Annotated in this window: 8 protein-coding genes; 2 read left to right on the forward strand and 6 right to left on the reverse strand. The window is 74.0% G+C overall.

Annotated features, from left to right (window positions below):
- Positions 1-11: 11 nt before the first annotated feature.
- The 3 genes from OG710_RS14350 to OG710_RS14360 form a co-directional block, all read right to left on the reverse strand.
- On the reverse strand, positions 12-4,910 hold the full coding sequence (locus OG710_RS14350; RefSeq protein WP_330239681.1) for a DNA repair ATPase: 4,899 nt from the start codon (positions 4,908-4,910) through the stop codon (positions 12-14).
- 96 nt (positions 4,911-5,006) lie between these two features.
- On the reverse strand, positions 5,007-7,106 hold the full coding sequence (locus OG710_RS14355) for a flotillin family protein (RefSeq protein WP_330239682.1): 2,100 nt from the start codon (positions 7,104-7,106) through the stop codon (positions 5,007-5,009).
- A 121-nt stretch (positions 7,107-7,227) separates the two neighbouring features.
- Positions 7,228-7,890: a hypothetical protein gene (locus OG710_RS14360; RefSeq protein ID WP_330239683.1), complete on the reverse strand. Its 663-nt coding sequence runs from the start codon at positions 7,888-7,890 to the stop codon at positions 7,228-7,230.
- Positions 7,891-8,212: 322 nt separating this feature from the next.
- Here OG710_RS14360 and OG710_RS14365 point away from each other — a divergent pair, with 322 nt between their 5' ends.
- Positions 8,213-9,298 (forward strand): PucR family transcriptional regulator, encoded by a 1,086-nt coding sequence (locus tag OG710_RS14365; RefSeq protein WP_330239684.1) that lies wholly within the window; start codon positions 8,213-8,215, stop codon positions 9,296-9,298.
- A gap of 21 nt (positions 9,299-9,319) precedes the next feature.
- Here the strand turns inward: OG710_RS14365 and OG710_RS14370 are convergent, their stop codons facing one another.
- On the reverse strand, positions 9,320-9,844 hold the full coding sequence (locus tag OG710_RS14370) for a nitroreductase family deazaflavin-dependent oxidoreductase (RefSeq protein WP_330239685.1): 525 nt from the start codon (positions 9,842-9,844) through the stop codon (positions 9,320-9,322).
- 120 nt (positions 9,845-9,964) lie between these two features.
- Between OG710_RS14370 and OG710_RS14375 the strand changes: the two genes are divergently transcribed.
- Positions 9,965-10,519, forward strand: a complete 555-nt coding sequence (locus OG710_RS14375; protein ID WP_330239686.1) for a MarR family winged helix-turn-helix transcriptional regulator — start codon at positions 9,965-9,967, stop codon at positions 10,517-10,519.
- A gap of 118 nt (positions 10,520-10,637) precedes the next feature.
- Here OG710_RS14375 and OG710_RS14380 read toward each other — a convergent pair whose 3' ends face one another.
- Both OG710_RS14380 and OG710_RS14385 read right to left on the reverse strand, forming a co-directional pair.
- Entirely contained in the window at positions 10,638-11,882 is a 1,245-nt protein-coding gene (locus OG710_RS14380; protein WP_330239687.1) for a cation:proton antiporter, read from the reverse strand.
- A 2-nt stretch (positions 11,883-11,884) separates the two neighbouring features.
- Positions 11,885-12,355 carry a cation:proton antiporter regulatory subunit gene (locus OG710_RS14385; RefSeq protein ID WP_111329889.1) on the reverse strand — a complete coding sequence of 157 codons (471 nt, stop codon included), beginning with the start codon at positions 12,353-12,355 and terminating at the stop codon, positions 11,885-11,887.
- Positions 12,356-12,453 lie beyond the last annotated feature (98 nt).

Consider the following 12,453-nt stretch of genomic DNA (forward strand, 5'->3'; position numbering starts at 1 on the left):
GCCGCCCGCGGTCAGCGGTCCTCGGGGTGCCGCGACAGGAGGTGGCGCGGGTCGGCGGCGCGTCCGATCGCCGTCTCCACGGCCGCGATGCGGTCCGCGAGCAGCCCGAGCGCGGCCACCGCACGGGTCATCGGGTCGCCCTCCGGCCCGCCCAGCGCCTGGGTGCGGACGTACGAGGCGCAGAGCGCGGCCCACCGTTCGGCCTGCGCGGGGGTGAGCGTGCCCCGCAGGGCGGCCAGCTTCAGCAGGGCCGCCTCGGCGCCGTTGGTGAGGGTCTGCGCCTCGCCCGCGTAGTGGTCGTCCACGACGGCGGACAGTTCGGCGTCGTTCATCACGGGCGCGATCCGCTCCGCGATCCGGTTCATGTTGCGGTACGAGCCCTGGAGCCGGAAGGGCGGTTCGGTGCGGGTGGCGTCGGTCTGCGCGGCCGAGGCGATGTACGCGGCGTTGACCGCCAGCACGGTGTCCCTGGCCCGCAGCAGATGCCGCAGCACGGCGGTGATCCGCTCCACCTCGGCGGCCGGGTAGGCGTGTTCGAGCTGTTCCGGGCGGGCCGTGGGGTCGCCTGCGGCGAGCCGCAGCAGCAGCGCCAGGTCGTCGCGGGAGCGGCCGGCGAGCGGGGCGAGGACCGGGTTGGCGGTGAGCGCGTTCTCCACGAAGCTCAGCGCGAAGACGTCCTCGCGGCCGGACAGCACCTCGCCCAGGTTCCACACGTCGGCCCGGTTGGCGAGCATGTCGGGCACCTGGAACCGCTCGCCGGACTCGGTGTACGGGTTGCCCGCCATGCACACCGCGAACCGCTTGCCGCGCAGGTCGTAGGTGCGCGGCTCGCCGTCCCGTACGCCCTCGACGCGGCGGGTGGCGTCGCAGAGCGGGATGAACTTCTGGAGCAGTTCCGGCGAGGTGTGCTGGATGTCGTCCAGGTAGAGCAGGGTGTTGTTGCCCGCCTCCAGCGCGAAGTTGATCTTCTCGATCTCCTGGCGGGCGGTGGCGCTGCCCGCCTGCGCGGGGTCGAGCGAGGTCACGTCGTGTCCCAGGTTCGGCCCGCTGATCTTGACCAGGACGAGCCCGAGCCGGTCGGCCACGTACTCCATGAGCGTCGTCTTGCCGTAGCCGGGCGGGGAGACCAGCAGGAGCAGGCCCTGCGAGTCGGTGCGGCGGTCGGCGTCGGCGGTGCCGATCTGCTTGGCGAGGCTGTCGCCGATCAGCGGCAGGTACACCTCGTCCAGCAGCCGGTTGCGGACGAACGCGGACATCACGCGCGGGCGGTGGTCGTCCAGGCGCAGCCGGGCCCGCTCGGCGGCGACCAGCGCGGTGCGGCGGCGCTGGTAGGCCCGGAACCCGGGCACCGCGGTGGTCCGGAACTCCTCGGTGCGGGAGAGGAGTTCGTCGATGCGCACGGTGAGCCGGCCGCGTTCGACGCGCGGGTGGACGCCCAGCAGCCCGTCGACGGTCTCGGCGAGCGGCGCGTCGGCCTCGTACCGGTCGAGCACGTCCGGCGGGCACAGCTCCACCGCCACGGCCTCCGCGAGGTCCCCCGGGGCGAGTTCGGTGCCGCTCGCGCCCGCGTACGAGGTGAGCCAGCCCTCCACGAGCTGGCGGCGGGCGGGCAGGTCGTCCGCGAGGGCGGCGAGGTCCTCGTCGTAGCCGGAACCGCCCGCGGCGTGCCGGAACTTGTCCAGGAACGCGCGGACGCCGGCGGCCGTCGCGAAGCCCTCGGGCCCCCCGGTCAGCTCCTCGAAGAGGTACGCGGCGACGGGCCCGGTCCGCTCGCCGGGGATCGCCCGCGCCCACTCCTCCTGGAGCGCGGCGACCGCCGGGGCCAGCCCGAAGGTGTCGCGGGCACGGGCCAGCGAGCGGGCCCGGCGGGTCCAGGAGGCGCGCAGCTCGTCGTCCGCGCCGTGGGCCCAGAACAGTTGCGCGGCGGCCCGGACGTCCGGCGGGAAGCGGAGCAGCCCGGCGCCCGCGTGCAGCCGCAGCAGGGCGGCCAGGATCGCGGTCGCGTCCTCGTCGTGGACGCCGCGCTGATGACCCTCGTCGTACGCGGCCGCCGCCGACTCGCGCACCAGCGCGGCCAGTTCCGGGCCGTCCAGGGCGGCGAGCCGGTCGGCGCCGTGCTCGGCGAGGAGACGGGCGGCCAGATGCTCACCCCGGTAGACGAGCGGCGACTCGGAGGGCAGCGTGCGGTCCCAGTACGGGCGGGTCGCGGCGAACTCCGGGTCGGTGACCGGCATCCGGTAGTCGGTGCCGGTCACCGCGAACGACAGCCCGTCGTCCTGCGGCACCAGCGTCAGTTCGAACGGCTGGGTGTTCACCGCGAACCGGTGCCGGCCCAGCCGGATCACCGCCCCGCCGTCCGCGTACAGCTCGCTGCGGTCGCGCAGGGCCCGGCCGGCCTCCTGGCGGGCGGCGAGCAGCTGCCCGTCCAGCTCCTCCGCCCGCACGGTGTCGCCGAGCGCGCGCAGCTCGTCGGCGGTGCGGCGGAGCTTGGCGACCATCGGGTCGGAGGCGAAGTAGGTGTGGACGGCGTCCGCGTCCGGAAGGGCGGTGCTGCGGCGGGCGACCGTCTCCAGGACGCGCGCGGCGGACTCCGCGAGGCGCTCGGTGCGGCGCGCGAGGGCGTCCTGCAGACTCTGCCGGCGCGCCGAGAACGCCTCGTACACCTCCGTCCGGCGCTCGCCCAGCTCCGCGAGGAAGTCGTCGAACTCCGCGAACCTTGCCTCCAGGTTCTCCAGCTGGAGCAGCAGCCTGGCCAGCTGCTCGTCGCAGGAGTCCGGGGTGTCGGCGGCGGCCAGCGCGGCCGTGACGGCCTGCCCGAGCAGCGCGGACTCGGCGGCGAACTCGGCCCGGCCCTCGTGGTCGGCCAGCTCGCGGCGGCGGGCCTCCAGCGTGGCTCGGGCCCGGTTGACGGCCCCGAGCACCTCCGCGATCCGCTCCAGGATCGACGTACGGACCACGCCGTCGCCGATGTCCAGACCGGCCACCACGTCCGTGACCGTGCTCAGCCCGTCCGTCATGCCGGCCAGCCGGTCCCCGAGCGCGGCGGCGTCCGTGACGGAGGCGAGCGCGGCGGCCTCCTCGGTGAGGCGGGCGATGTCCTCGTGGTAGCCGGCGAACGCGTCGTCCCTGGCCAGGAAGGCGACCGCGCGGCGGGCCGCCGCCTCGATGTCCTCGGTGGTGGCGGCGGTCAGCTCGGCGATGCGCGCGGTGTCCGCGTACCGCATCTCCGCGAGCGTCGCCAGATGGCCGTGCGCGCCGCGCAGTTCGGTGAGCCGCTCCACCCACTCGGCGGCGGTGCGCGGGGCCTCGCCCCGGACCCGGCGGACCAGCGCGGTGATGCGGTCGGCGGTCTCGGTGAGTGCGTCGGCGGCCTGCCGGGTCAGCTCCTGGACGGCCTCGAACTCCGCGACGACCTGGCGCGCGGTCTCCCGCAGCTCGCCCAGCGGACCGGCCAGCCCGCCCAGTTCGGGGTCGTCCAGCCAGTGGTAGCGGTCGCCGGCCCGGACGCAGTCGGCCACCAGCCGGTCGTACACGGCGGCGGTCGGCGCCGTCTCGGACGCGGCGTGCGCCAGCGCCAGGCAGTCGGAGATGCCCCGTACGAGGTCGGCGTTGCCGACGCGGGCGAGCGGCCCCTCGCCCGCCGGGCGGGACGCGGCATATGTGTCGGAGAGGTACGGGGTCTCCCAGCGCTGCAGCGGGTGCACCCGCGCCGCGCCGCCCTCGCCGCCCTCCACCGGGTCGCGCAGCACCACGAGCGTGCCGTCGTCCAGCAGGGCGTGGCCCCGGCCCTGGAGCGGGGTCGCCACCTCCTGGCGGATCACGTTGTACGGCAGCAGCAGGCTCCGGCCGTCCTGCCGGGAGCGGAAGACGTAGAGCACGTCCTCGCCGTTGGGGGAGCGCACCGCCTCCTCGAAGACGGGGTCGGTGAGCGGCTGCGCGATGTCGAAGGTCCTGGCCTCGCCGGTGGTCAGGTAGAAGCCGCCGGGGAAGATGATCCCCTGGTCCTCGGGGAGCCGTTGGCAGGCCGGGCCGATGCCGTCGAGGCGGGTGACGGTGGACAGCAGCGAGTTGTAGACGAGGTGGCGCCTGGTCTCCTCCTTGTAGGGGCGCACCCGCAGCAGCACCAGCGGGCCCAGCTCGGCGTACTCCACCTCGGCGTCCGCCAGCGACTGGAGCGGTTCGGTGACCGGCTCCTCGTAGATCCCCTCCGGGCTCTCCGTGTCGTCGGCCGTCTTCACGGTCAGGGTGCCGCCGAGCGTGTCGACGTACAGCTCCGCCGCGGTGGGAAGCGCGATGTGGGGGTGGCGGCCCGCGACGTGGCACTCGCGTCCGGCGGGCGTCCAGGAGAAGTCGTGCGACGGCGGGAAGACGTGGTCGCGCTCGCCGCGTGCGTCGAGGAACGCGCCGGGGGAGCCGTCCGCGTTCAGCGCCCAGCGCAGCACCCGGATGTCGTCGGCGGTCTCGCCGGTGCGGAAGACCGCGAGCAGCCGGCCCTCGGTCCGGCGCAGCCGCAGCAGCCGGGCGTCCCGGAAGTAGCGGTGCAGCCCGTCGAACTCGCGGACGAACGCGGCGTCGGTGAGCGGGGTGCCGGTGCCGGGCGTGAGGTCGGCCGCGTACAGCGCCAGGACGTCGTCGACGGCCGGTTCGCCGCGGTGGCCGGGCCCCCGCTCGAAGCCGAACAGCAGCTCGCCGCCGAGCGCGACCAGGTCGCGGGGGACGGCGGGGCGGGCCGTGCGCAGCTGCTCGCTGCCCAGCAGCCGCAGCCCGGTGGAGCCGAACGCCTCGGTACGGCGGGCGTTGAGGGCGGTGGCCCGGCGGGAGAGTTCGGCGGCGTGGGTGCTCAGGCGGCGCCGCAGGACGTCGTAGTCCCCGGCGGTGGGGGCGCCCCCGGGCGGCGTCACGGTGTCCATGGGTGGCTCCTAGCGGTGGTGTCCTTGGGCGGCCCGCCCGCCCCGCCCGGAGTTCGGGCCGGGCGGAGGCGGACAGGCGTGCGGGTGACGTGGCGGTCAGGCCACCGGCGTACCGTTCAGGCCGGCCGCCTTCAGGCTGCCGACCGGGACGTCCGCGATGCCCAGCGACTTCGCGTGGTCCAGCAGGGCGCGGACCTGGTCCGCGCCGACGCCCGCGCCCGGCGCGGCCATCATCCGCATGAGCAGCGCCGACACCGTCAGGTTCTGCACATCGCCCGAGGACACCGACGACAGCACCCGCGTCAGGTCCTGCGCGAACGAGGACTCGCCGTCCAGCCACGGCCCGGCCAGCGCCTTCGCCGTGTCCGAGTTCGCGACGAAGCCGTCCAGGCTCTTGCCCATCGAGATGGAGGAGACCAGCCGGTCGAAGAAGACCGACTCGCCGCCGACGATGTCGATGTCCGCGTTCTCCAGACCCGTGGCCAGGACCGTCGCCTGCGCCTCGGCGACCTGCCGCTGCACATCGAGCCCCGCGAGCCGGATCTCCTTCTCGGCGGCCAGCCGCAGCCGGTACTCCTCGTGCCCGCGCGACGCGTCGTCCAGGGCCGCCATCGCGGCCGCCTTCTCGGTGAGGCCCGCGGCCTCCGCCTTCAGCTTCTCGCCGATCATCGCCGCCTCGGCCGACGCCCGTGCCTGCGTGCCCTCCGCGTCGGCGAGGGCCTTGAGACGGGCCCCCTCCGCCTCGGCCCGGAGCCGGGCGGACGTGGCCTCGGCCTCGGCCACTCCCGTCTTCTCGATCACCTCCGCCGCCGCGTCCCGCACCTGGACGTCCGCCAGGCCGGGTGCCGCCGACTCCGCCTGGACGCCCTCGGCCAGCCGCAGCTTCGCCTGCGCGTCCAGGTCGGCGGTCTTCAGCCGGGCCTCGGCGAGCGTCAGCTGCTCGGCCGCCCGGTGGGTGGCCGCGGCCTCGGCGGCCTCGGCCGCCTTGATGTCCTTGACCAGCCGCTCCTGCGCCTCCGCCTCGGCGGCGATGATGACCGACTTGCGGGTGCGCTCGGACTCCTCGACCGCCCGCAGCGTCTTGATGGACTCCTCCTGCTCGGCGACCGTGCGGTCCACCGCGACGCGCTCGCGGATGACGTCGGCGACCTCGCGGCGCTCCGCCTCGACCTCCTTCGTCGCGGCGATGCGGTTCAGCTCGGTCTCGCGCTCACGCCCGATGACCTCCAGCATCCGGTCCTTCTCGATGCGCTCGTTCTCCACCGCGATGACCCGCTCGCGGTTCTTCTGGGCGACGGCGATCTCCCGGGCCTGGTTCTCCCGCTGGATGCCGAGCTGCTCCTCGGTCCGGATGAACGCGGCCTGGGCGCCGAGGCGCTCCTCCTCCTGGACGCGGGCGGTCACCGCCTCCTCGCGGGCGCGCAGCGTCTCGACCTCGCGGCGCTGCTTGATCTCGGCCTCGGCCTGCCGGCGCTCCAGCTCCAGGATGGTCTCCCGCGCGTCCACGTCCTGGCGGGTGATCTCCTTCTGCTCGGTGCGCTGGAACTCGTTGGTGCGCACGTGCTCGATCGCGGTCAGCTCGGTGATCTTCCGGATGCCCTGGGCGTCCAGGATGTTGGCGCCGTCGAGCTGCGCCAGCGGGGTCTGCTCCAGGAAGTCGATCGCCGCGTCGTCGAGGTGGTAGCCGTTCAGGTCGGTGCCGATGACGCGGATGATCCGGTCCCGGAACTCCTCGCGCTTGGTGTACAGGTCGACGAAGTCGAGCTGCTTGCCGACGGTCTTCAGCGCCTCGGAGAACTTCGCCGCGAAGAACTCCTGGATGGCGACCTTGTCGCTGGCGCGCTCGGTGCCGATGGCCTGGGCGACCTTGATGACGTCCTCGACGGTCTTGTTGACCCGGACGAAGAAGGTGATGTGGATGTCGGCGCGGATGTTGTCCTGGCAGATCAGGCCCTCGCGCCCGGTGCGGCGGATCTCGATCGTCTTCACCGAGATGTCCATGGACTCGGCCTTGTGGAGCACCGGCAGGACGACGGCCCCGGTGAAGGTCACATCGACCTTCTTGGTCTTGGAGATGATGAGCGCCTTGCCCTGCTCCACCTTGCGGAAGAGCCGGGTGACGATCAGCAGCACGGCTACGGCGATGAGCAGGACCACGGCGATGAGCAGGCCGAGGCCCAAGGAGATGGCTTCCATGACAGTCCTTGGCGGCTGGTGGTGCGGAAATGAGCGGTTTCACGTGAAACACGGCGCGGTGGCTCACCGCGTCCGGGCAGGCCGGACGGGTGCTCCGGGCCGGTGAGCGGTGGGTGTCGGCTCAGACGGCGGGACCGGAGGCCGTGCGGCCGTGCGGCGGTCGCGGGGAGGGCGGCGGACCGGGATCGAGCGCCCGGTCGTAGGCCGCGACCCAGAAGAACTCGCCGTCCTCGTCGTACGCGTACAGCAGGCCCGAGCTGCCAGAGACCAGCGTCGCGTCGGCGGGCGGCAGCTGCCGCACCTGGACGACGGCGGTGGACCCGTCGGCGGCGGCGACCTCGGCCTGGCCGAAGTCCGAGCCGACCGTGCCGGTACGGATCGTGCAGACCCGGCCGATGAAGTCCTGGCGCGATGGCGGGGGCTGGTCCGGGAAGAAGCGGCGGAAGTGGTGGACGAGCAGCCGCACCGCGCCCCAGGCGAGCAGCAGCGCCCCGGCGAGCACCGCGCAGGCCAGCACGGCGCGCACGGTGCCGGTGGCGCCCGAGCGGTGCACCAGCACCGAACCCGACAGGGCGGCGAACCAGCCCACGGCGACCATCAGGGAGACCGAGACGGTGACCGGCACGCCGCCGACGCCCGCGAGATCGGTGTCGAGGTCCGTGTCGAAGGAATGGTGGTCGGCCGCGCCGACCAGGACGAGCAGCCAGAAGGCGATGACGACGACCAGCGCCGCGGCGAAGAGTACGGCCGGGAAGGACAGCGTCGCGTCCAGGAATTCCCGCATCGGTTTTCCACCCCCTGGCGGTCCCGCCGACGGGTGCCGTCGGCGTCTTGCGCGCGGACCGGGCGGTGCCCCGGTGCCGCGGCGCCACCCTCGACGACACCGCGACGACCCAGGGCCTTCCCCCGATCCCCCGTGCACCCCCGTGTTTCCCCCGTGTTCCCCCGTGGTCCCCCGGTCGGTGCTGACTGGATCGTGTCATCCTGGGCGGCCCGGACGCATTGCCGGAACGCGGCAACGTTCATTGCCGCAGGATGCCGGGCACCGGCATCGCTGCCCGCGCGTCGGGCAGGGGGTGGGACGGTTGAGGAACGGAGAGGTACACGTGGCGGAACCGGAGATTCCCGACAGCTTTCTGGCGGGTTACGCCGACATACTGGCGCAGGCGGCCGCGTCCGGGCGGCGGCTGACCCGCGAGGAGCTGGACGCCCGCCGCGCCCTGGGCAGACAGGCCGCCGAGGCCGGTCACCAGCTCCGCGCCCTGGTCCGCATGCATCTCGCCGAGACCCGCACCGCCTGGCCGGCCCCCGCCCCCGGTGCGACCCCGGCCGCCGCGGCCGCCGCCGCCGCCAGTGTGCTGGCCGCCGCCGAGCAGGCGGTCGACGCCTTCGCGGACGGCTTCGAGCGCGCCCAGCGCCTCACCGTGCGCCGCGAGGAGGCCGCCCGGCGCGAGTTCATCGACGACCTGCTCTACGGCCGCAGCGACCTGGGCCGGCTCGCCGAACGGGCCACCCGCTTCGGCCTGCGCCTGGCCCGCGCCCATGCCGTCGCGGTGGCCTCCGGCCCGGAGGCGTACACCGAGACCGAGGCCGTGCCCCGGCATGTGGAGTCGGCGATGCTGGCCCGGTTCAGCGGGCGCAAGATCCTGCTCACCACGAAGGACGGGCGGATGGTGTGCATCGCGCCCGGCGGCCAGCCCGACGTCCTGCGCTACTTCGCCAAGCAGGCGCACGCCGCGACGGACGGCGGCCGGGTGGCGATCGGCCGCGCCCACCGGGGCCCCGGCGGGGTGGTCCAGTCGTACGACGAGGCACTGGACGCACTGGACCTGGCGGACCGCATGGACCTGGAGGACCCCGTGCTGTACGCCGCCGATCTGCTGGTCTACCCGGTGCTCACGCGGGACCGGCAGGCCATGGCCGACCTCGTACGCAGCGAACTGGGCCCGCTCCAGAAGGCCAGGGGCGGCGCCGAACCGCTGCTGCGCACGCTCGCGGTCTACTTCGACGCGGGCTGTGTCGCCGCCGAGACGGCCCGCCGGCTCTCGCTGAGCGTCCGCGCCCTCACGTACCGGCTCGAACGCATCCACCAGCTGACCGGCTCCGACCCCTCCGACCCCATGCACCGCTACGCCCTGCAGACCGCGGTGATCGGCGCCCGGCTGCTGGACTGGCCCGCCAAGGACCTCTGAGCGGGGCGCCCGGCCGGGCGTTCAGCGCCCGGGGGGCCGTGCCGGGCCCTCGGTGAGCCGGACGAAGGGGATGGACCTGCCCACCCGCCGGTAGTCCTCCGCGCCGCCGTCCACCTCGAAGCCCATGTACGCGCAGAGCCGGCGCGCGACCCTGGGGTGGCGGGGCGCGTACCGGGCCATCAGCTCGCCGCCCTCGTCGGGGTCGAGCACCTGCGCGGTCACCGCGTGGAACCTGCGGCCGACCTGCACCGTGGCGTGCGGGGTCTGCCGCAGGTTGCGGAACCAGTCGGCGCGGGGGCCGAACCCGGACGCCACGGTCCAGCACGCCCGGCCCTCGTGGGTGCCCGCCTCCACGACCTCGATGGCGGTGCGGCGCGGCAGACCGGAGACGCGGCCGGTGTGCACGAGCAGCAGCAACCGACCCCCGAAGAGCGGTCCCAGCCCCATGCGGAACATATGGACGGGCAGCCGGAAGGCGGCGCGCCGCCAGCCGGTCGGTGGGTCCGGGCGCCTGGGAGCGGGCGATGCCGCGGGTTCATGCGTCACTGTGCAAACGTTGCACAATCAAAAGATCGGTGCCAGTGCGAGCCGCCGACGGTCGGGTACCGGTTGCGCATCGGACCGGGGTCCGTTCGAGCGGGCCGGCCGGGCGCGGTAGAAAGAGGCATGGCCGCGCACCGACAATGCCCCGACGATCCGCCGCCGACCGCCCCGGACCGGGACGACGTCGACGCGGTGACGCGCGCGGTCCTGACGGCGTCCAGGCTGCTGGTCGCCGTCTCGGCGCGGTCGCTGGCGGCGGTCGAGGACCGGGTGACGCTGCCCCAGTTCCGGCTTCTGGTGGTGCTTTCGACGCACGGCGACGCCAAGCTCGTCACGCTCGCCGAGCGGCTCGGCGTGAACCCGTCGACCGCGATGCGCATGCTGGACCGGCTGATCGCGGCGGGCCTCGCCGAGCGCCAGGTCAACCCGGCCAACCGCCGCGAGACGGTGCTCCGGCTGACGCCCGACGGCCACCGGCTGGTCGGGGAGGTCACGGCCGGCCGCCGCCGGGAGGTCGCCTCGATCGTCGAGCGCATCGCGCCCGAGCAGCGCGCCGCGCTCATCGACGCGCTGCGGGCGTTCACCGACGCGGGCGGCGAGGCGGCGGCCCCGGTGGAGGGCGCGGACGCCTACCCGCTGGGCTGGACCCCGGACCTCCCGGCGGCGCACGGCGCGTGAGCGGGGAGTACCCGCCCCGCGCCCCGTGCGCCTGGACTCCGTACGCCGTACGCCTGGACTCCGTGCGCCTGGACGCCGTGCGCCTGGACGCCGTGCGCCTGCGCTCCGGCCGATCCGGTTACTCCGGGGAGGACGCGGTGACCTCTTCCTGGGCCGGCAGCCGGGCCGGGGCGACCGGGGCGCTCTTCGCGGCCGGGGCCTGCTCCCCGCTCCGCCACTTCTCGATGAGCTCGACCACCGGCTGGGTCCAGCGGGCGGTGAGCGGGCCGACGATGACCAGGATCAGGACGTACGCGGTGGCGATGGGCCCGATGCGGGGCTCGGTCGCCACGGCGAGACCGGCGATGACGATGGAGAACTCGCCGCGCGCCACGAGCGTGCCGCCCGCCCGCCAGCGTCCGCGCGATCCGATGCCGGCGCGCCGGGCCGCGTACCAGCCGGTCCCGATCTTCGTGAAGACGGTGACGACGGCCAGGATGGCGGCCGGCAGCAGTACCGGGGGAATGTCCGAGGGGACGGTGGAGAGCCCGAAGAACACGAAGAAGACGGCGGCGAACAGGTCCCGCATCGGGGTCAGCAGCTTGCGCGCGCCCTCCGCGACCTCGCCCGAGAGCGCGATGCCGACGAGGAACGCGCCGACGGCGGCGGACACCTGGAGCTGCTGGGCCACTCCCGCGACCAGGACGGTCAGCCCGAGCACGACGAGCAGCAGCATCTCCGGATTGTCGGAGGAGACCGCGCGGCTGATCAGCCGGCCGTGCCGCAGCGCGAGGTAGAGCACCAGACCGACCGTGCCGAGCGCGATCAGCAGGGCGATGCTGCCGCCGGCCAGGCCGACGCCCGCGAGCATCGCGGTGAGCAGCGGGAGATAGACGGCCATCGACAGGTCCTCGATGACCAGTACGCCGAGGATGACCGGGGTCTCGCGGTTGCCGAGGCGGCCCAGGTCCGCGAGGACTTTGGCGATCACCCCGGACGAGGAGATCCAGGTGACCCCGGCCAGCGCGACGGCCCCGACCGGGCCCCAGCCGAGGATCAGCGCGGCCACCGCGCCCGGGGTCGCGTTGAGGACGAAGTCGACGGCCCCGGACGGGTATTGCGTCTTGAGACTGGTGACCAGCTCGGAGGCGCTGTATTCGAGTCCGAGCAGCAGAAGCAGCAGGATGACGCCGATCTCGGCGCCGACCGCGGTGAACTCCTCGCTGGCGCGGAGCGGGAGCAGCCCGCCCTCGCCGAAGGCCAGCCCGGCCAGGAGGTACAGCGGGATGGGCGAGAGCCCTATCCGGCCGGCGAAGCGTCCGATGATGCCGAGCCCCAGGATGACGGAGCCCAGCTCCACCAGCAGTGCGGTCGTGTCGTGCACGGTCAGCCCTCCGAGATGATGTCGGAGAGCGCGTCGACGCCCTCGCGTGTTCCGACGGCGACCAGGGTGTCGCCGATGGCAAGCCGGAAGTCCGGCCCCGGGGACGGATGCGCGCTGTGGGTGCGCAGCACCGCCACGATCGAGGCGCCGGTCCGGGTGCGTGCCTTGGTGTCGCCGAGCAGTCGTCCGCCGTACGGGGAGCGGCTGCCGAGCGGGATGTGCTCGGTGACCAGATCGATGCCCTCGGTCCGTACGGCGTCGATGGGCGCCGCGTCGATGAGGTGGGCGAGCCCGGTCGCCTCCTGTGGAGTCAGGGGTACGGAGAGGCGACACGAATCAGGGTCGTCCTGGTCGTAGAAGCCGATGAACCGCCGTCCGTCGTGGTGGACGACCACGGAGATGTGCTGCCCCGACTCCGTCGTGTAGTCGTACTGGACGCCGACTCCGGGCAGCGTGGTGCGGTGGGTTCCCATGGCTTCCTCCCGAGGGCGCGGTACGCGCGAGGCACTTGGCGAGCTTTTTAGACCCGCATTACCTTAGCCGGAGGATTCCGCCGCTCCAGAGGGTCGAG

Origin of the sequence: Streptomyces sp. NBC_00525 (assembly GCF_036346595.1) — a bacterium.
Taxonomy (GTDB): domain Bacteria; phylum Actinomycetota; class Actinomycetes; order Streptomycetales; family Streptomycetaceae; genus Streptomyces.

Bases quoted from the DNA above. Each gene is read 5' to 3' on its own strand.
- OG710_RS14360 (WP_330239683.1), bottom strand. From the start codon at position 7,890: ATGCGGGAATTCCTGGACGCGACGCTGTCCTTCCCGGCCGTACTCTTC.
- OG710_RS14350 (WP_330239681.1), bottom strand. From the start codon at position 4,910: ATGGACACCGTGACGCCGCCCGGGGGCGCCCCCACCGCCGGGGACTAC.
- OG710_RS14385 (WP_111329889.1), bottom strand. From the start codon at position 12,355: ATGGGAACCCACCGCACCACGCTGCCCGGAGTCGGCGTCCAGTACGAC.
- OG710_RS14375 (WP_330239686.1), top strand. From the start codon at position 9,965: ATGGCCGCGCACCGACAATGCCCCGACGATCCGCCGCCGACCGCCCCG.
- OG710_RS14355 (WP_330239682.1), bottom strand. From the start codon at position 7,106: ATGGAAGCCATCTCCTTGGGCCTCGGCCTGCTCATCGCCGTGGTCCTG.